19 protein-coding genes are annotated in these 19,496 nt (G+C 59.3%); 11 read left to right on the top strand and 8 right to left on the bottom strand.

Going from position 1 to position 19,496, the window contains the following annotated elements; genetic code table 11:
* From NDI87_RS05380 to NDI87_RS05335, 10 genes are all read left to right on the top strand, one after another.
* The coding region (locus NDI87_RS05380) for a DALR anticodon-binding domain-containing protein (RefSeq protein WP_296273776.1) at positions 1 to 485 on the top strand (485 nt) is incomplete at its 5' end.
* 38 nt (positions 486 to 523) lie between these two features.
* Positions 524 to 1,123 (top strand): SPOR domain-containing protein, encoded by a 600-nt coding sequence (locus NDI87_RS05375; protein WP_296273775.1) that lies wholly within the window; start codon positions 524 to 526, stop codon positions 1,121 to 1,123.
* Positions 1,124 to 1,183: 60 nt separating this feature from the next.
* Entirely contained in the window at positions 1,184 to 1,837 is a 654-nt protein-coding gene (locus NDI87_RS05370; RefSeq protein ID WP_296273774.1) for a thiol:disulfide interchange protein DsbA/DsbL, read from the top strand.
* A gap of 107 nt (positions 1,838 to 1,944) precedes the next feature.
* Entirely contained in the window at positions 1,945 to 2,577 is a 633-nt protein-coding gene (lptA, locus tag NDI87_RS05365) for a lipopolysaccharide transport periplasmic protein LptA (RefSeq protein ID WP_296273773.1), read from the top strand.
* Between the two features lie 15 nt (positions 2,578 to 2,592).
* Entirely contained in the window at positions 2,593 to 3,366 is a 774-nt protein-coding gene (gene lptB / locus NDI87_RS05360; protein WP_296273772.1) for an LPS export ABC transporter ATP-binding protein, read from the top strand.
* Positions 3,367 to 3,537: 171 nt separating this feature from the next.
* Positions 3,538 to 5,121 carry an RNA polymerase factor sigma-54 gene (gene rpoN / locus NDI87_RS05355; protein WP_296273771.1) on the top strand — a complete coding sequence of 528 codons (1,584 nt, stop codon included), beginning with the start codon at positions 3,538 to 3,540 and terminating at the stop codon, positions 5,119 to 5,121.
* On the top strand, positions 5,118 to 6,440 hold the full coding sequence (locus NDI87_RS05350) for a class I SAM-dependent RNA methyltransferase (protein ID WP_296273770.1): 1,323 nt from the start codon (positions 5,118 to 5,120) through the stop codon (positions 6,438 to 6,440). Before rpoN ends, NDI87_RS05350 begins: the two co-directional genes overlap by 4 nt.
* Positions 6,430 to 6,852 (top strand): putative toxin-antitoxin system toxin component, PIN family, encoded by a 423-nt coding sequence (locus NDI87_RS05345; RefSeq protein WP_296273769.1) that lies wholly within the window; start codon positions 6,430 to 6,432, stop codon positions 6,850 to 6,852. Before NDI87_RS05350 ends, NDI87_RS05345 begins: the two co-directional genes overlap by 11 nt.
* A 118-nt stretch (positions 6,853 to 6,970) precedes the next feature.
* Positions 6,971 to 7,753, top strand: coding sequence for a hypothetical protein (locus NDI87_RS05340; RefSeq protein ID WP_296273768.1), 783 nt, complete (start codon positions 6,971 to 6,973; stop codon positions 7,751 to 7,753).
* 485 nt (positions 7,754 to 8,238) lie between these two features.
* Positions 8,239 to 10,857: an EAL domain-containing protein gene (locus NDI87_RS05335; RefSeq protein ID WP_296273767.1), complete on the top strand. Its 2,619-nt coding sequence runs from the start codon at positions 8,239 to 8,241 to the stop codon at positions 10,855 to 10,857.
* A 22-nt stretch (positions 10,858 to 10,879) separates the two neighbouring features.
* Here the strand turns inward: NDI87_RS05335 and NDI87_RS05330 are convergent, their stop codons facing one another.
* Complete coding sequence (locus NDI87_RS05330) at positions 10,880 to 11,308, bottom strand: CoA-binding protein (protein WP_296273766.1); 429 nt, start codon at positions 11,306 to 11,308, stop codon at positions 10,880 to 10,882.
* A gap of 98 nt (positions 11,309 to 11,406) precedes the next feature.
* On the opposite strand from NDI87_RS05330, the gene glmU reads away from it, so the two are divergent.
* Positions 11,407 to 12,831, top strand: a complete 1,425-nt coding sequence (gene glmU / locus NDI87_RS05325; RefSeq protein ID WP_296273765.1) for a bifunctional UDP-N-acetylglucosamine diphosphorylase/glucosamine-1-phosphate N-acetyltransferase GlmU — start codon at positions 11,407 to 11,409, stop codon at positions 12,829 to 12,831.
* A gap of 3 nt (positions 12,832 to 12,834) precedes the next feature.
* On the opposite strand, the gene NDI87_RS05320 is transcribed toward glmU, so the two are convergent.
* The 7 genes from NDI87_RS05320 to NDI87_RS05290 all read right to left on the bottom strand — a co-directional run bounded on the left by NDI87_RS05320 (position 12,835) and on the right by NDI87_RS05290 (position 19,140).
* Positions 12,835 to 13,332 carry an Lrp/AsnC family transcriptional regulator gene (locus NDI87_RS05320; protein WP_296273764.1) on the bottom strand — a complete coding sequence of 166 codons (498 nt, stop codon included), beginning with the start codon at positions 13,330 to 13,332 and terminating at the stop codon, positions 12,835 to 12,837.
* Between the two features lie 15 nt (positions 13,333 to 13,347).
* Positions 13,348 to 14,238 carry an EamA family transporter gene (locus NDI87_RS05315; protein WP_296273763.1) on the bottom strand — a complete coding sequence of 297 codons (891 nt, stop codon included), beginning with the start codon at positions 14,236 to 14,238 and terminating at the stop codon, positions 13,348 to 13,350.
* A 91-nt stretch (positions 14,239 to 14,329) separates the two neighbouring features.
* A complete protein-coding gene (locus tag NDI87_RS05310) occupies positions 14,330 to 15,289 on the bottom strand; it encodes a branched-chain amino acid ABC transporter permease (protein ID WP_296273777.1) in 960 nt (319 codons plus the stop codon).
* Between the two features lie 42 nt (positions 15,290 to 15,331).
* Positions 15,332 to 16,216 carry a branched-chain amino acid ABC transporter permease gene (locus NDI87_RS05305; RefSeq protein ID WP_296273762.1) on the bottom strand — a complete coding sequence of 295 codons (885 nt, stop codon included), beginning with the start codon at positions 16,214 to 16,216 and terminating at the stop codon, positions 15,332 to 15,334.
* 171 nt (positions 16,217 to 16,387) lie between these two features.
* Entirely contained in the window at positions 16,388 to 17,584 is a 1,197-nt protein-coding gene (locus tag NDI87_RS05300) for an ABC transporter substrate-binding protein (RefSeq protein ID WP_296273761.1), read from the bottom strand.
* A gap of 66 nt (positions 17,585 to 17,650) precedes the next feature.
* Entirely contained in the window at positions 17,651 to 18,355 is a 705-nt protein-coding gene (locus NDI87_RS05295) for an ABC transporter ATP-binding protein (protein ID WP_296273760.1), read from the bottom strand.
* Entirely contained in the window at positions 18,355 to 19,140 is a 786-nt protein-coding gene (locus NDI87_RS05290; protein WP_296273759.1) for an ABC transporter ATP-binding protein, read from the bottom strand. Before NDI87_RS05290 ends, NDI87_RS05295 begins: the two co-directional genes overlap by 1 nt.
* Between the last annotated feature and the right edge of the window lie 356 nt (positions 19,141 to 19,496).

Here is a 19,496-nt window from a genome sequence, read left to right as displayed (position 1 = left end):
GCGATTTGATCGAGTGGACCAGCAAGGACGCGGTGCGCTTCTTCCTGCTGAGCCGCAAGCCCGACACCGAATACACCTTCGACGTCGACCTGGCGGTGCAAAAGAACAACGACAACCCGGTCTATTACGTCCAGTACGCCCATGCCCGCATCTGCTCGGTGCTGGCCAGTTGGGGTGGTGACCGCCAGGGCTTGAACACCGTCGATTTGTCGCCGCTGCAAAGTCAGCAGGCCCAGGCCCTGATGCTGCTGCTGGCCAAATACCCCGACATGCTGACGGCCGCCGCCGAAGGGTTTGCGCCGCATGACGTGACCTTTTACCTGCGCGAGCTGGCCGCCTGCTACCACAGCTACTACGATGCCGAGCGCATTCTGGTCGACGACGAAGCGCTCAAGCTGGCCCGCCTGGCGCTGGTGGCAGCCACCGCCCAGGTGCTGCGCAATGGCCTGGCCGTGCTGGGCGTCAGCGCCCCTGAAAAAATGTAAGCTGTGATCCCCTCACCAAAGACAAGCGAAAACCAAACATGAAACAACAGCGCGGCAGCACCTTTTTGGGTTTTATCCTCGGTCTTCTCGTCGGTCTGGGCCTGGCACTGGCAGTAGCGGTGTATGTAACCAAAGTACCGATCCTGTTTTTCAACAAGGCGGCCAATATCAACACCAACCAGGATGCCAACGAGCTTGAGAAAAATAAAAACTGGGATCCCAATGCGCCGCTTTATGGCAAAAATCCAGCCAAACCGACGGGGCCTGCGGAAACCGTGGTGATCACACCCGTTGTGCCCCCTGCTGAAAACAAACCGGCGGTGAACGCCGACCCGCTGGGGGATCTGGTCAAGGCGCGCGCAAAAAACAGCGCGGCATCGGCACAGGCCAGCACCCCCGATCCATTCACCTACTTTATCCAGGTGGGCGCTTTCCGCCTGCCCGAAGACGCCGAAGCGCAGCGTGCCAAATTGTCACTGGCAGGGATTGAAACCAAAGTTTCTGAACGCGAGCAATCGGGCCGCACGGTTTACCGGGTACGGCTGGGTCCGTTTGACAAACGCGAAGAGGCCGAAGCGGCAAAAACACGCCTCGATGGCGCTGGCATTGAAACTGCCCTGGTCCGTGTGCAACGCTGAACTTTGTCTGCATTGAACGCTCTCACGTTCTCCCCAACACACCCGTCAGGAGAATAAAGCATGCAACGTCGTACCTTTTTCACGCACACCGGATCACTGGCACTGAGCACAGCCGTGCTGACACCCAGCCTGTCGCTGGCGCAAGCCAATACGCCGCGTGAAGGCACCGACTTCAAGGTACTGAATCGCGCAGCCCCGGTCGAAACGCCAGCAGGCAAGATCGAGCTCATTGAGTTTTTTTGGTACAGCTGTCCGCACTGCAATGCGTTTGAGCCAGTGTTGACGCAATGGGTCAGGAAACTGCCCAAAGACGTTGTCTTCAAACGGGTGCCGGTTGCTTTTCGTGATGATTTTGTGCCCCAGCAGCGCCTGTTCTATGCCCTTGAGGCACTGAATTTGATAGACACCCTGCACGCCCGTGTCTTTGCCGCCATTCATGTCGAAAAACAAAACCTGACCCAGGGGGCCGTCATCATCGACTGGGTGGCCAAACAAGGCATCGACAGAGACAAGTTTGCCGAACAATTCAATTCATTCGCAGCCACAACCAAGGCCACACGCGCACGACAACTACAAACGGCTTATGAAGTTGAAGGGGTGCCTGCACTGGGCGTCGCCGGGCGCTACTACACCGACGGCGCCCTGGCCAAAAGCATGGGGCGGGTGTTGCAAGTGGTTGACCATTTAACGAACCAAATCCGGCGCGCGGCCTGAGCCCGTCGATACTTCACGGCGCAACCAGCAGAATTGGTGCGTGCGGCCGTTTGGGCAGGCGCTGGCCGTTACAATCTTGCAAAACCCTACGCAAGATTCATGCCTTTATGAAAAACCCCCTCCATTCCTGGTTTTTACCCTGTGTATTGGTGTTATCGACATGGGGTGTCCATGCTGAGAAAGCCGATCGCGCCAAGCCCATGAACATCGAGGCTGATGCGCTGCGTTATGACGACATCAAGCAGCTGAGCATTTTCACGGGTCAGGTGGTGTTGACCAAGGGCACCATCCTGATACGCGGCGCCCGACTGGAGGTGCGCCAGGACCCGCAAGGTAATCAGCATGGCGTGGTCACGGCAGAAGCCGGCAAACGTGCATTTTTCCGGCAAAAACGCGAAGGCCTGGACGAAACCATCGAGGGCGAAGGCGAAACCATTGACTACGACAGCCTTCTGGATACTGTCAAATTTATCGGCCAGGCACAATTGCGGCGCTACCAGGGTGCCAAACTCAACGACGAGTTCAGTGGCGGCCTCATCGTTTACAACAATTTGACGGATGTGTTCACGATTGATGGTGCGCCCGGTGCGGGCGCCAAGGGCAGCACCGGCCAGCCCGGCGCACCCGCAGGCCGGGTGCGCGCCATGCTGACACCCAAGACTGATCCAGCGCTCGCACCCGCGCCTGCAAGTTCCACGCCGCTTCGCATCAGCCCCGAATTGAACGATGCCAAACGTTAAACCGCCATCGCAGCCATGACGCCAACCCCACCGCCCGACGCCCCATCCGAAAGTCGCCTTGAAGCGCGTCACCTGCAAAAATTCTATGGCAAGCGCGAGGTCGTCAAGGACGTCTCCCTGACCGTACGCAAAGGTGAAGTGGTCGGTTTGCTGGGCCCCAATGGTGCCGGTAAAACCACCTCGTTCTACATGATTGTCGGACTGGTGCGTGCCAGCTCGGGCGACATCACCATTGACGGCCAGTCCGTTGAGCACATGCCGATTCACCGGCGCGCGCGGCTGGGTCTGAGCTATTTGCCACAAGAGGCCTCCATTTTTCGCAAGCTCAACGTGGCAGACAATGTGCGCGCGGTGCTCGAATTACAACTGGATGCACAAGGCAAAGCCTTGACCGGAGCCGAGATCGAGCAACGCCTGACCGGACTGCTGCAGGATTTGCGGGTGGACCATTTGCGCGAATCACCCGCACTGGCCCTGTCCGGTGGTGAGCGCAGGCGGGTTGAAATTGCCCGTGCCCTGGCCACCCAGCCCCGCTTTATCCTGCTCGACGAGCCCTTTGCCGGCATTGATCCGATTGCCGTGATCGAGATCCAGCGCATCATCTCGTTCCTGAAAAACCGGGGCATCGGCGTGCTGATCACCGACCACAACGTACGCGAAACTTTGGGTATTTGCGACCACGCCTACATCATCAGCGACGGCAGCGTGCTGGCCCAGGGCACACCCGCGGAGATCATCAACAACGTTGACGTGCGCCGGGTGTATCTGGGCGAACACTTCAGAATGTAAAGATATGGCCCCCACGCTTGTCACTTCGTGTACTTCGCTGCCCCCCAAGGGGGCTGGCCTTGCTTGGGGCGGCCCGGCGCTGCGGCCTCTGGCCCCCACGCTTGTCACTTCGTGTACTGCGCTGCCCCCCGGGGGGGCTCTCGCGCCTTGGGGCGGCCCGGCGACGCTCCCATGAAGCAAGGCCTTTCGTTACGCACCTCCCAGCATCTGGCGCTCACGCCGCAGTTGCAACAATCCATTCGCCTGCTGCAACTCTCCACACTGGAGCTCAGCAGCGAGGTGAATCAGATGCTGGACGAAAACCCTTTCCTGGAACGCTCGGAAGAACAGGCGGAACGCGAATCCTTTGGCCTGGCGCAAGCCGATACGGCGGTCAGCCCCAATGACCGCGAACTGGAGTCTGCCGCCTATGCCGGCACCGAGGACAGTTACACCTCCAGGGCCAGTTCTGATACCGCGTCGGAAGAGCCAGTCGCCTCAATGGAAGAAGCCCCGAGCTGGGACGGCGACGGCAGTGTCAGCCTGAGCCCGGACGACAGCGAATGGGGTGGCGAGGCACGCGCGCACGGCAACAACCTCAGTGGTGACGACGAGCTGGACGCCACCGAACTGGCGCGCAGCCAAGAATCATTGCAAAGCTTTTTACAGCGCCAGGCGATCACCCTGCGCCTGAGCCCGGAAGACCGGGCAGCGCTCCATTTCCTGATCGAGTCGCTCAATGACGACGGTTATCTGGAAGACGACCTGACGGATCTGGCACGCGGCCTGGCCGGTGATGACACCGAGCAGGTCGAGGAACTGGTGCACCATTTCACCGTGGGCTTAAGCCTGCTGCAAAGCCTGGAGCCCACCGGGGTAGGCGCCCGGGGTCTGGCGGAGTGCCTGCGTTTGCAACTGCAGGCGCTCACCGCAAACCCTGCATTTGATGCCAACACGCTGCAGGTCGCCTTGCGCATTTGCGCCCAACCCATGGACTTGCTGGCCCGGCGCGACATCAAACACCTGACGCCCTTGTGCGATGCCAGCGATGCGCAGGTGCGCGCCGCCATTGCCCTGATCGGTCGCCTGGAGCCCAAGCCGGGTCGCCGCTTTGTCGACGTGGAGCGCAACATTGTGGTACCCGACGTGCTGGTCACCGCCGCCGGACAAGGCCCGATGGTGAGGTTTCAGGTGCGGCTGAACCCCGAGGTGATGCCGCGCCTGCGCGTGCACGACATTTATGCCAACGCGCTCAAGGGCCACAAGGCGGTTGGCAGCGATGCCGCCAACTTTGCCGCGCTGCAACAGCGCCTGCAGGAAGCGCGCTGGTTCATCAAGAACATCCAGCAGCGCTTTGACACCATCCTGCGTGTCAGCAGCGCCATCGTGGAGCGCCAGAAAAGCTTCTTTGTGCACGGCGAGCTGGCCATGCGGCCGCTGGTGCTGCGCGAAATTGCCGATGAGCTGGGCCTGCACGAATCCACCATCAGCCGCGTCACCACCGCCAAATACATGGCGACACCGTTCGGCACCTTTGAGTTGAAATACTTCTTTGGTTCAGGCCTGGGGACCGAGTCGGGCGGCAACGCATCAAGTACCGCGGTGCGCGCCCTGATCAAACAGTTTGTTGCTGCCGAGAGCCTGAAAAAACCGCTGAGCGACAACCAGTTGTCCGAGATGCTCAAGGAACAGGGCATTGAATGCGCCCGGCGCACGGTCGCCAAATACCGCGAAGGCCTGCGCATTGCGCCGGCCTCACTCAGGAAGTCGTTATGAATCAATTGCAGTTATTTTTACCCTGTGCCGCTGGCGTAGAGGATTACCTGGCTCCCGAAGTGCTGCGCATCACCGGCCTGCCGCCGGGCTGCATCACCAAGCAACGTGGCGGGGTGGCCGTGCGCACCTCGCTGGCGCAAGCCATGCTGCTGAACCTGCACAGCCGCCTGGCCCAGCGCGTGCTGGTGCTGCTGTCCTACACCGAGTACCGTGGCGAACAGGACTTGTACCGTGCGGCTGGCGAGGTGGCCTGGGAGCGCTGGTTCACCCCGCGCGAAAGCATCAAAGTCGAAATCACCGCGCAGCACAGTCCGCTCACGTCGCTGAACTTTGCCGCCCTCAAGATCAAGGACGCGGTGTGCGACCGCTTTCGTGCCGTGGCCAATGGCGTGCGCCCCGACGTCAACACCCAGTGGCCCGACGTGCGCATCTACGCCCACCTGACCACCGACAGCTGCTCGCTCTACATCGACACCTCGGGCGAACCACTGTTCAAGCGCGGCTGGCGCGAAGACAAGGGCGACGCACCCCTGAAAGAAACGCTGGCCGCCGCCATGCTGGCCGCCAGCGGCTGGTTCGATGGCGATGCCGATTTGCTGCCGCTGTACGACCCCTGTTGTGGCAGCGGCACCATCGTCATCGAAGCGGCGCAAATGGCCTGCAACATTGCCGCCGGCAGCCGTCGCCGATTTGCCTTCGAGAAGTATGTGCCGTTTCAAAAGCAGGCGTGGGAGGCCATCAAACAGGAAGCGGCTGATGCCGAAGTGGTCCGGTCACCCGATCAAAAACCCATCATCTTTGGCAGCGACGTGGCACACCGCATGGTCGATTTTGCGCAGCGCAACGCGGCGCGCGCCGGCGTGGCCGATGTGATCGAGTTTCGCGGCGGCGACGCCCTGCAACGCATGCCCCCTATCGATGTCAGCACCACCGGCGGCGGCGTGATGCTGCTGAACCCGCCCTATGGCGAGCGCATCGACGTGGGCGGTGTCGCCAAAGGCGAACCACGCGGTGCTGGCGACTTTGAAGACGATCCGAATGTGCCGCGTTTTGGCGCCCGCGAACTGCCGCAGACCGAGGGTGCGGGTGAATTCTTTAACCAGCTGGCCAGCCACTGGAAGAAAAACTATTCAGGCTGGACCGCCTGGGTACTGACGCCCGACCTCAAACTGCCGGGAAAAATGCGCCTCAAGGAAACCCGGCGCGTGCCAATGTGGAACGGCCCGATCGAATGCCGCCTGTTCCGCTTTGACATGGTGGTGGGCAAGATGGAGAAATCGGGGGCGGATCACCGGGAACGCAGTGACCGTGGGCGCTGACCCCGATTTCTCCCGGGTGGTGCTTGACACCAACATCGTGCTCGACGCCTTTGTCTTTAACGACCCCGCCGCGCGCTCGCTCAAATCGGCGCTGGCCGCGCATCAGCTTGAATGGATCGCCACCAAAGCCATGCGCGACGAACTGGCGCGGGTGCTGTGCTACCCCAAGATCTTGCCGCGTATGGCCTTTTACCAAATCAGTGCCGCCCACGTGCTGGCCCAGTTTGACGGTCAGGCCACGCTGGTGGATACCGCGCCCAAGGCCAGCGTCACCTGCCGCGACCCGGATGACCAAAAGTTTATTGACCTGGCCGTCACGCACCAAGCGCTGTTGCTGAGCAAGGACCAGGCGGTGTTGTGCATGCGCAAAAGGCTGTCGACTTTTTCTGTAACAACACAATCAATTTTGTAACCAAAAGTATCGAATCGTGGGTATGAATATTCCTGCCGCCTAAGTAAACTTTGACGCGTCGAATGGGCCATTCTGGTCCATAAGGCTTGTTCAACTCAACTTTTGCGAGGAAATCATCATGATTCACCATGCTACTCCCGATGTCTCCACGGCCTACAACTTCAACACACGGCCATCACCTTACGGCTCACCAACGGCAGCAAACTGGCCCGAAGAACTACTACCGTTCACGGTCAGACTGGTTCGCAACGAAGAGGACTTGAACAAGGCCGTCCAGATTCGCCACGCGGCCTATGCCCGCCATCTTCCCACCTTCGCTGAAACACTCAAGACCGCCGAAACCGATGATGCCGAAAGCGGCGTGGTAGTGCTGCTGGCGGAGTCAAAACTTGATGGCTCACCGCTGGGCACCATGCGCATCCAGACCAACCAGTACAAACCTCTTTGCCTGGAACAGTCGATCGAGTTACCTGCATGGCTGAGGTCACGATCACTGGCAGAGGCCACACGCCTGGGCGTCACCAACGAAAAAGGGGGACGCCTCGTCACCACCGTGCTGTTCAAGGCCTTCTACCAGTATTGCCTAAAAACTGGCGTCGAATGGATGATTGTCACCGCACGCGCTCCCGTTGACCGGACGTACGACCGCCTGCTATTCACCGATGTCTTTCCCGACGCAGGCTACATCCCCATTCACCACGTTGGGAATCTGCCGCACCGTGTGATGTCGTTCAATGTCGAGACAGCCGAAGATCGCTGGACACAAGTCAAGCACCCCTTGCTCGGCTTCATGTGCAATATCTTTCACCCGGACATCGAGCTGGGTAGCCAACAGTTACATCACATCCCGTCCAACGCGCTGTCCGCGTATCCAACGCATGACATAAGGCTGCCCATGTAAGCAAACCGGGCCGGGGGGCGTTCACTCCCCCTGCCTACCCGATTCTTACCATTGGCACACTGAGATTGCACGGTCGGCCTTATCATGCCATGGTCGGAATTGGAATACAAAAAATGAACGAAATGACGGACAAGTCTAGGCGTCCCCACAAACGGATGGATCAACTCAACCAGGGTCTGGATCTGTTGCTGCAAATTTTTTCAACTTATGCCCTACCCCTTGTGATCGGACTGCTGTCTTTGCTGGCCATCTTTAGCTGGAAATCACAATATGCTGTCGCCGCCCCACAACAACTGCCAATCCAGGTTGTTCAAGGGTCTGCCGAAATTACTGGGCCTGCACAAGCGATGGCGCGGCTGCACGACCGCCCCTCAAGCCAGTTCCATGACACCCGACTTTCAGAGTCACCCGTATGGTTTTCTTTCGTCATTCCCAAAAGCGCTGCAGACACTCCGCTGATGGTCGAATTTCCATCCCGGCATGCAATGGACGTGACGTGCTGGGATGCCAGGACGCTGAGTCCGCTTGGCAGTGGCAACCGACATGGCACGACAGGCAGCATCTCCAAGGTGAAGGCGGGTTTTGCACTTGAACTCAACCCGGAACTAACAGTCCAATCACTGGTGTGTCGCAGCAGCGCCATTGGTCCGGCGCGCCTATCTGCACTGACATGGCAGGCCTCCGATTTAAAAATTTCCGCCTTGGAGTTTCACCGCAAGTCGGGCCTTTTGGATGGGGGTATTCTGATTTTGGCGGGCTTCATCCTGATCACGGCCCTGATCAACCGAAATGGCCTGTACGTGTTGTTCGCAGCCTGGCTCGTGGTGAATTTGCGGATGGCATCCCTTTCCGCTGGCTGGGACACGCAATGGTTGGGCAACAACGTACCCCAAGAGTGGCTGGTACAGGCGAGATCTGTCACGTTGACCCTGTATTACATACTGACCTTGACACTTTTTACCTCGCTGTTCAAGGAAGATTTATCACTTGTCGGCTACAAATACATCGTCAGGGTAGCGCAATGGACCTGTATCCCCCTGCTTCTGTTATCCATTGCCCTACCTTATGCTTTGTTTTTGCCACTGATCTGGTATGTCGCTGGCGTCGGCATTGCCATGCTGATTTTTCTGCTGGTCCGCATTCTTAGAAAAACAAATTCCCGCGTTGCCATTTGGTATGGCACAGCCATCAGCATCACGCTGGTTGCCAGCCTCTACGAAGTGCTGGCAGCGGCGTTAGGGATCAAGGGATTGATTGGATCGGTCAACAGCGTTACGGCATCCCTGTCATCAAGCCTGCTGACAGCGCTGGCGATTGCTGAACATATGCGGCAAGAGCACGAACAGCACCTGCAAGTACAGGCCGAACTGGCACACACTTTTGAGGCCATGCCCATCGGCCTGTTCACGCTGGATCTGCACGGCCGATTCTTGAGCGCCAATCCGGCCCTGCTCGACATGCTGGGGCCCAATGTGCTGAAAAATGAAGGGCACGGCTGGCAACAGTATTTCGCCAACGGTGCCTGGACCATGCTGCATCAAATGGTTTTCAATAAAACACAGAACGAGATGGAAATCAATGGTCGAGCGCTCCCCGGCGCGGCCGACTGCAAACGTTTTCTGGTCAAGGCCGCCCTGGCGCGCGACAGGATCGAGGGCTCCTTGCAGGACATCACTGAAAAAGCCAAGGCCGCCGCGGATCTGTATTTTCTAGCCAACCATGATTCACTGACCAAGGTACTGAACCGGCGTGGCATCGAGAAAGCGCTCAACAACGCCATCACGAAGTTGCCGGAAAACAAGGCTCTGGCGGTGGCCTACCTTGATCTGGACCGGTTCAAGCTCATCAATGACCTGTTTGGCCATGGCGCCGGCAATGAAGTGCTGCAACAAATGTGTGGGCGGGTGTCAGAGATGCTGTCGCTCGATTTTCAATTTGGCCGCGTAGGTGGCGATGAATTCGTCATCGTGTTTCCGGCAACCCCCATCACCATGGCAAAGGTGATGTGCCGGGGACTGATTGACAGCATTGGCAACCAGTCCTTCCGTGTTGGCAATAATGCCTTCAGTGTGCGCTGCTCCATCGGGCTGATTGAAGTCAGCCCCGGCATGCAGTTCAATGACGTCATGTCAACAGCCGACCGCGCCTGCCGCGAAGCCAAGGCCAGCAATACCGGTGGCCTGGTCGTGTACGAAAGGCATGCCGCGGCATTTGCACAACACGAGGCCGAACTGAAATTGATTGCCCTGCTCGCCACCCCGTCCGCCACCGACTGTCTTTACCTCGAAATGCAGCCCATCATGTCGCTCATGGCGCCGCATGAATCGCTCAATTTTGAAGTGCTGCTGCGCATGCGTGACCCGCAAGGCAAGCAGGTGAACACAGAGCATCTGATCAAGGCAGGTGAAGCGAGTGGCCGCATGGGCATGATCGACCGCTGGGTCCTGACATCCACCTTGGCCTGGCTCAACAGCCATTTCGAACAGCTGAAACACACCAGGTTTGTGTGCATGAATTTGAGCGGCGCGTCACTCAACGATGAAGAGTTTCTTGGTGAGATCTACGCCATGCTGGAGCAAAACATGCACCTGGTGCGCTATTTGTGTCTTGAAATCACCGAGAGTGTGGCCTTGCACGACCTCGACAATACCCGCCGCTTTGTGAACAAGGTGCGGGGTTATGGTGCCAAGGTGGCGCTGGACGACTTCGGCGCGGGTTACACCTCTTTTTCCTATTTGAAGGAGTTCAAGGCAGATCTGCTGAAGATCGATGGCAGCTTCATCGTTGACATGAACCAGCACCCGGCCAACATCGCCATTGTCGAAGCCATTGTCAGCCTGGCCAATAACCTGGGCATGAAAGTGATTGCCGAATGGGCCGAGGACAATGCCACCGTGCAAACGCTGACCGAGATCGGGGTCGATTACGTGCAGGGGTTTGCCGTGGCACGACCACAACATCCGGACAAACTGCTCACAGCCAAGTCGTCAGCCAGCTTTATTCAGGACGAGGCGCTGGCCGACTATGTTGCCCTGATCGGCAAGACCAACCAGTCGCAACCCAAGTTCGATCCGTTTTCCGATCTGACCCGCAACGTGCATTGAAATCCGCAGGCAAAGACGTGTCTCAATGGCGCCCGCCCGCCAGTCGCGCGTGTTCAATCTTGATGCACAGGTTCATCACCGAATCCAGCCCGGCGGCGCGCGCCAGTTGATCCGCCTCCCGGTTTTCCACACCGATTTGCTGCCACAGGCACTTCGCGCCGATCTGCACCGCCTGCCGGGCGACGGGCAGCACGTCTTCGGTGCGACGAAACACGTTCACGATGTCCACCGCAAAAGGAATATCGGTCAAGCTGGCGTAGCAGGTCTCGCCCAGGACCTGCTCGCCCTTTTCAGCATAGCGCGGGTTGACCGGAACGATCCGGTAACCATGGGCCTGCATGGTCTGCGACACCTCGAAACTGGGCCGGCTCCAGTCGGCTGAGAGACCTACCACGGCGATGGTGCAGGGCTGGTGAAGAAGTCGGCGCAAGGTGGTGGTGTCGATGGGCATGGCTTGATTTCCTTTGACCCCATTTTGACAGCCCGCAAGGCCCGCACCGCCATAGCGATAATCCAGTCAAGTTAACTCATTGCACAGCGGAGCACAGCATGACAGGGAATCCAAACAATGGCACGACACCACCGGTGGACGTGATCATCATGGCAGCCGGCAAGGGCACACGCATGAAAAGCAGACTGCCCAAGGTCTTGCACCGGCTGGCCGGACGGCCCCTGGTACAGCATGTGGTGGACACGGCAGCAGCCTTGTCGGCACGCCAGGTCACGGTGATCACCGGCCATGGCGCACAGGAAGTCGAACAGGCGCTGGCCGCCAGCAGCAGCGGCGCCTTTGAGCTGGGCTTTGTGCGCCAGGAACCGCAACTGGGCACCGGCCACGCGGTGCAGCAAACCGTGCCATTGCTGCGTGACAACGGCATCGTGGTCATTCTTTCGGGCGACGTGCCGCTGACGCAGGCCGACACCTTGCAACACCTGATTGCCGCCAGTGCAGGCACCCAACTGGCTTTGCTGACGATTGATTTTGCCGACCCCACGGGCTACGGCCGCATCGTGCGCACCGGCGACACGGTGCAAGCCATTGTCGAGCAAAAAGACGCCACTCCCGAGGAGCTGGCCATCACCGAGGTCTACAGCGGCATCATGGCCGTGCCTGCAGCACAGCTCAAGCGCTGGCTGGCCCGGCTCGACAACCACAACGCGCAGGGCGAGTATTACCTGACGCAAATCGTCAAATTTGCCGTGGCCGACGGCGTGCCGGTGGTGGCGCACAAAATCACCGATGCCGTTCAGGTGGCCGGTGTCAACAGCCCGGTGCAACTGGCCGAACTGGAGCGTGCCTACCAGCACCGCCTGGCGCTGCAGCTGATGGCGCAAGGCGTGCGCCTGGCCGACCCGGCGCGCCTCGACGTGCGCGGCAGCCTGCAGTGCGCGCAGGATGTGTCGATCGACGTGAACTGTATTTTTGAAGGCGAAGTCAGCTTGGGTGAAGGCGTGCGCGTGGGCGCCAACTGCGTCATCGGCAACGCCAGCATTGCCGCCGGCGCCGTGATCCACCCGTTCACCCACATCGAGGGCGGCAAACCGGGCAGCAAGGACGCGGTCGAGGTTGGCGCCGGTGCCCTGATTGGCCCGTTCGCGCGCCTGCGCCCCGGCGCCAGACTGGGGGCCGAGGTGCATATCGGCAACTTTGTCGAAGTCAAGAATTCCACCCTGGCCAAGGGCGCCAAGGCCAACCACCTGGCCTACCTGGGCGACGCCACGGTGGGCGAGCGCGTCAACTATGGCGCCGGCAGCATCACCGCCAACTACGACGGCGCCTTCAAGCACCGCACCGTCATCGAGGCCGATGCCCACATTGGCAGCAACTGCGTGCTGATCGCACCGGTGACGATTGGCGCCGGTGGCACGGTGGGTGGCGGCTCAACGCTGACCAAAGACACCGCACCATTGGCCCTGACCGTGGCGCGCGGTCGCCAGATCAGCATCCCGAACTGGAAGCGGCCGAGCAAATAGTCTTCATGGCACGGCAGGCAGCGGCAGCCGCGCGCCAAATTTGCTGCGCTTGATGCTGAAAAATGTCTTGACGTTGCGCACATTGGCGTCAAAGGTAAACAACCGTTGCGTCAACGCCAGGTAGTCGGGCATGTCGCGCGCATGCACCACCAGACAAAAGTCCGGCCCCGGTGAAACGCGGTAACACTGCTGCACCGCGTCCTCCTGCGCCACTTTCAACTCAAACGCCTCCAACGCATCCTGATCCTGCCGGTCCAGCGTGATCTCGACCATGGCGCACAGGCCATGGCCGATGACACGGGCCATGGCGTCCACACTGAGCACCGCGATTTCACGCTCGATCAAGCCCGCCTCGTGCAAACGCTTGACGCGACGCAGGCAGGTGGGCGGTGACACATGCACCAGCTCGGCCAAGGCCTGGTTGCTCAGCGACGCGTCCGTTTGCAGGCGCTCCAGCAGTTGCAGGTCAATGGCATCCAGCTCCGCTTGGGATACGCTCATGTCAGTCTCCAGAATTCAGCGGCGCTGCCAGCGGCGTGCCCACCACGGCCACAACAGGTTCAGCGCCAAGCCCAGCATCACCAGTGCGGCGGCCAGTAGTTTCCAACCCGGCAGCCCCTCACCCAACCACAGCGCTGAGCCGCCCATGCCAAACAAGGGCACCAGCAGCGCCATGGGCGTGATGGTGGCAGCCGAGTAGCGCGACAACAACCAACCCCAGGCGGCGTAGCCAAACAGCGAATTGCCCCAGGCCTGCCAGGCCACTGCAGCCCAAGTGAAGGCATCAGCCTGCTGCAAACCAGCAGCCAGTGCGTCCCAGCCCTCCACCCATAATGACAAAGCGGCAAGTGGCGGCACCGCAAACAGGCTGGACCACACCACATACGCCACCATGTTGATGCGCCCGGCCGCCCGCGACACCAGATTGCCACCAGCCCATGACAGCGCGGCCAGCAGAATCAGGCCCAGCCCCAGCAATGTGGTGCTACCGTCGGTGTGCGACACGATCACAGCCAGGCCTGCCGCGCCCAGCACCAACGCAATCCACTGCACCCGTTGCAGTGACTCACCCGCCATCAGCATCGCCAGGCCAATGGTGAAGAACACCTGGGTCTGAATCACCAGCGAGGCCAGGCCCGGCGAAATGTGACCGTTCATGGCGACAAACAGCAAACCAAATTGACCCACGCCAATCAGCAAGCCGTAGGCCGCCAGGTTGCGCCAGGGCACGGCCGGCCGTGGCAAAAAGAAAACCATCGGCAACACCACCACCAGAAACCGCAGGGTGGCAAACAGCAGGGGCGGCATTTGCCCCAGGGCCAGTTTGATAACCACAAAGTTGGTGCCCCACACCGCCACCACGGCCATGGCCAAAAGAAAATGCCGAAATGAAAGAATGGTGCGCATGGTCAGATTGTCAACCACGCCACCGGGTCCCCCGTGTCTTCACGACACGGGATTGAGCAGTTTGCCCGGACAGGTGTGGCGCTTGCCGCCTCTAGGCCTTGGGTGTTGCCGCAGCGCGGCGGCGTTCCAGGTAAGCCTGCAGCTCACCGATGACCCCTTTGCGGAAAGCGAGCACGCAAAGAACAAAAATCACGCCGATGATCACATTGACCCAGGAGCCCACCTTGTCGGCCAGCGTGTCCTGCAGGGCAATCACAATGCCGGCGCCCATCACCGGGCCAAAGAAGGTGCCCACACCGCCCAGCAGCGTCATCAGGATCACCTCTCCCGACATGGTCCAGTGCACATCGGACAAGGTGGCAAAACCCATGATCAGGGTTTTCAGCGAGCCGGCCAGGCCCGCCAGCGCAGCCGACAGCACAAAGGCCAGCAGCTTGTAGCGATCAACCTGGTAGCCCAGTGAAATGGCACGCGGCTCGTTTTCCCGGATCATCTTGAGCACCTGGCCAAAAGGTGAATGAACGATGCGCGAGATCGCCAAAAAACACAACACAAAAATGGCCACGACCAGATAGTACATGGCGGTGTCCGACTGCAGCGGCAACAGGCCGAACAATGCGCCCCGAGGCACCCCTTGCAGGCCGTCCTCGCCCCCGGTAAACGGGGCTTGCAGGCAAACGAAGTACACCATCTGCGCAATGGCCATGGTGATCATGGCGAAATAGATGCCCTGGCGCCGGATGGCCACCAACCCGACCACCAGTCCGATCAGCCCCGCGCCGATCATGCCGGCAATCATGCCGAGTTCCGGCGTGAAGTTTTGCGACTTGATCAGGTAGCCGGTGATGTAAGCCGCCGAACCAAAAAACGCCGCATGGCCAAAGGAAAGCAAACCGGTAAACCCCAGCAGCAGGTTGAAGGCACAGGCAAAAATGGCGAAGCACAGCAGCTTCATGACGAACACCGGGTAGAGCCCGAGCATGGGCGCCAGCAGCGCCAGCATCAACAGCGCGAGGTAAGTGAAACGAAGGAGTTTGGCGGTTTTGGTCATCTGCTTGTTGTCAGTGATGGGATTCATGGCGCGGCTCATGACTTACGCCTCCTTGCCAAACAGGCCGGCGGGGCGAATCATCAGCACGATCACCATGATGACAAACACCACGATGCTGGACGCCTCCGGGTAAAACACGCGCGTGAGCCCCTCAATCACGCCCAGCCCCAGACCGGTGATGATCGAACCCATGATCGAGCCCATGCCCCCGATCACCACCACGGCAAACACCACAATGATCAAATTGGAGCCCATCAGCGGGTTGACCTGGATGATGGGCGCGGCCAGCACACCGGCCAGCGCGGCCAGCGCGGCACCGGCACCGTAGGTGAGCATCACCATCAATGGCACGTTGATGCCAAATGCCTGCACCAGCGCGGCGTTTTCGGTGCCGGCGCGCAGGTAGGCACCCAGGCGCGTGCGCTCGATCAGATACCAGGTGCCCAGGCACACCGCCAGCGACACCAGCACCACCCAGGCGCGGTAGTTCGGCAGCACCATGAAGCCGAGATTGGTGGCACCGGACAAAAGTTCGGGCACGTTGTAGGGTTGGCCGGAGACACCATACAGTTCGCGGAAAATGCCCTCGGCGATCAGCGCCAGACCAAAGGTGAGCAGCAAGCCATAGAGAGGATCGAGCTTGTAGAGGTGCTTGAGGAAAAGCCGCTCGATGACCACGCCCAGCACCCCGACGGTCAACGGCGCCAGCAGCAGCGCCCACCAGTAATTGATGCCAAGGGAGTCCAGCATGATCCAGGCGGCAAAGGCGCCCAGCATGTAGAGCGCGCCATGGGCAAAGTTGACAATGCCCAACAGGCCAAAGATGACCGCCAGCCCGAGGCTGAGCAGCGCGTAAAACGCGCCATTGACCAGACCCAGCAGCAACTGGCCGAGAAAAGCCTGATGGGGGATACCGAAAATTTCCATGGGAGTTCGTTAATTCTTGCTTTGAAAGGCAGTCAAAGGCGCGTCATCGCGAGGCAGCACGTTCCATGAACAGAGTCCGTCATTGCGAGGAGCACAGCAACGCGGCAATCGCAGTGGCAAAGACTTTGTTCATGATCCGTATGCGGTATCGGTCCGCAATCTTGCGTCAGTTTACTTCTTGAGCAGCGCGCACTTGGATTCAGCCGGCGTGGTGAAGGCCTGGTCGCCGGGGACCTTGGCTACTGTTTTATAGTAGTCCCAGGGTGTCGTCGACTCTTTAAGTGACTTGACCTGATAAAGGTACATGTCATGAATCATGCGGCCGTCGGCGCGGATCTGGCCCTTGTTGTAAAAGTCGTCGATCTTCATGCCCTTCAGGGTCGACATGACCTTGTCTGCATCCGTCGTACCGGCGGTTTGCACTGCTTTCAGGTAATTGGCCGCAGCTGAATAATCGGCAGCCTGAACGCTGGTAGGCATGCGCTTGAATTTTTCAAAGAAACGCTTGGCAAATTTGCGCGACGCATCGTCCTGGTTCCAGTACCAGCTGTCGGCCACTTGCAGCCCTTCGGCGTTGGCCAGACCCAGGCTGTGCACGTCGGTGATAAACACCAGCAGGCCCATCGGCTTCATGATCTTGGTGATGCCAAATTCCTTGGCCGACTTCATGGCGTTGATGAAGTCACCGCCGGCATTGGCCAGGCCCAGAACCTGTGCTTTGGACGACTGCGCCTGCAGCAGGAACGAGGAAAAGTCAGAGGCATTGAGTGGATGGCGCACCGCACCTGCCACCGTGCCACCGTTGGCCTTCACGATGGTGGACGCGTCTGCTTCCAGCGAATGGCCAAAAGCATAGTCGGCCGTCAGAAAAAACCAGCTTTTGCCGCCTGCCTTGACCAGGGCGGAGGCGCCCACTTTGGCCAGGGCCACGGTGTCATAGGCGTAATGCACGGTATAGGGGGAGCAGGCTTCGTTGGTCAGGCGGGCCGAGCCGGCGCCTATGGAGAAGAAGGGGCGCTTTTTTTCCTCTGCCAGCTTGGCCATGGCCAGCGACGTGCCCGAGTTGGTGCCGCCAATCAGCATCGACAAGCCATCCTTGTCAATCCACTCGCGGGCCTTGGAGCTGGCCACGTCAGCCTTGTTCTGATGGTCGGCCGTCAGCACTTCAATGGGACGGTTCAATACCTTGCCGCCGAAATCCTGTGCCGCCCACTTGACCATTTCGCCGCCGGCGGGGCCATCAAGGTCGGCGTACACGCTGGACATGTCGGTGATGAAACCGATCTTCACCGGGCCGGTATTCTGCTGGGCCGAGGCGGCCGCAGCAAAGCCGATGGCCAGTGCGGTAACAAGTGTCTTGAGTTTCATAATGTCTCCTTGGGGTTAAGTTGTTGTTGCGAAACGGGGAAAATTCCAGGGTCAGCAGGCCGGGCGTCAAACGCCCAGGTACTCCTGCAGCATGCCCATGTTCTGGGTCAACTCGGCTTGGGCAAACTGTTTCACAATGCTGCCGTGCTCCATCACATAAAAACGGTCGGCCAGCGGCGCGGCAAAGCGGAAGTTCTGCTCCACCAGCACAATGGTATAGCCCTTGCTTTTCAGCGTGATGATCATTTCGGCCAGCTTTTGCACGATTACCGGGGCCAACCCTTCAGAGATTTCATCGAGCAGCAGCAGGCGCGCGCCAGTGCGCAGAATGCGCGCCACGGCCAGCATTTGCTGCTCGCCGCCCGACAGGCGGGTACCCGGGCTGGCGGCGCGCTCCTGCAGGTTGGGGAACATGGCGTAGATTTCCGCCACGCTCATGCCGCCAGGCGCCAGGGTGGGCGGCAGCATCAAATTTTCTTCGGCAGTCAGGCTGGCAAAAATGCCGCGCTCTTCCGGGCAGTAACCGACACCGAGATGCGCCACCTTGTGCGGCGCCATGTTGATGGTCTCGACGCCGTTGATCCTGATGGCGCCCTTGCGGCTGCCGGTCAGCCCCACGATGGCGCGCAGGGTGGTGGTGCGCCCGGCGCCGTTGCGCCCCAGCAGCGTCACCACTTCGCCTTCGTTGACGCTCAGGTTGACGCCATGCAGGATGTGTGACTCGCCATACCAGGCGTGCAGGTTTTCAATACGGAGCAATTCCTTCTTCATCAGTGCGCACCCTGCAATTCAGTATCAACGGTTCCCATGTAGGCTTCGATGACCAGAGGATTTCTTGACACCTCGGCGTAGCTGCCATCCGCGATGATGGCACCGCGTTGCAGCACCGTGATGCGGTCGGCGATCTTGGCGACGACGTTCATGTTGTGCTCAACCATCAGAATGGTGCGCCCGGCCGACACTTGTTTGATCAGTTGCGTGACCCGGTCCACGTCTTCGTGGCCCATGCCCTGTGTGGGTTCATCCAGCAACATCAACTCCGGCTCCAGCGCCAGCGTTGTGGCCAGCTCCAGCGCGCGCTTGCGGCCATAGGGCAAATTGACGGTCATCTCATCGGCAAAGTCCTGCAGGTCAACAGCAGCCAGCAATTGGTGGGCTCGCTCGTGCAGCGGCAGCAAGGTGCTTTCGGCTTTCCAGAAATGAAATGAGGTGCCCAAATTACGCTGCAAGGCGGCGCGCACGTTTTCCAGCACCGTCATGTGCGGGAAAACCGCTGAAATCTGGAACGAGCGCACGATCCCGCGGCGTGCGGTTTGTGCCGGTTTTTCCAATGTGATGTCGGTGTCATTGAACAGGATGCTGCCCGAGGTCGGCTGCAAAAATTTGGTCAACAAGTTAAAAAAAGTGGTTTTGCCTGCCCCGTTGGGGCCTATCAGCGCATGGATGTGGCCGCGGCGAACCTTCAGGTCCACACGGTTGACCGCCACAAAGCCCTTGAATTCTTTGGTCAAACCACGGGTCTCAAGAATAAACTCCACTGACAAATTGCGCTCCATCTGACTGTTTGGGGTTGACCGGCACCGGGGCCAGCAACATGAATTTGCATGCTAACGGCTTGCGCTTCAACTCGATAGCGGGTAACCACTTAAGTAGTTTCACCATCTACTCGATGAACCTCTAGCGTGGGAGCAACCAACGCGGTGCAACCAGCGACGCGTGTTATATGCATGTCAACTGGCAGTTCTCCATATCCAGTTTTTAAATGAATAATATATTTCACTTTTTATTTATTTATGAAAAATAAATTCAATAAAAACAAATTATGAAATAAATCATAGATTTCAAATGTTTTTTGATTAAATATTTTTAGCCAGCACTTGTACCATTAACAAACTTATTCTTGGAGCAGTCT

Source organism: Rhodoferax sp., assembly GCF_023701345.1.
Taxonomy (GTDB): domain Bacteria; phylum Pseudomonadota; class Gammaproteobacteria; order Burkholderiales; family Burkholderiaceae_C; genus Rhodoferax.
Note: the sequence above shows the minus strand (reverse complement) of the source record. Positions and strands in the feature narration are given on the sequence as shown.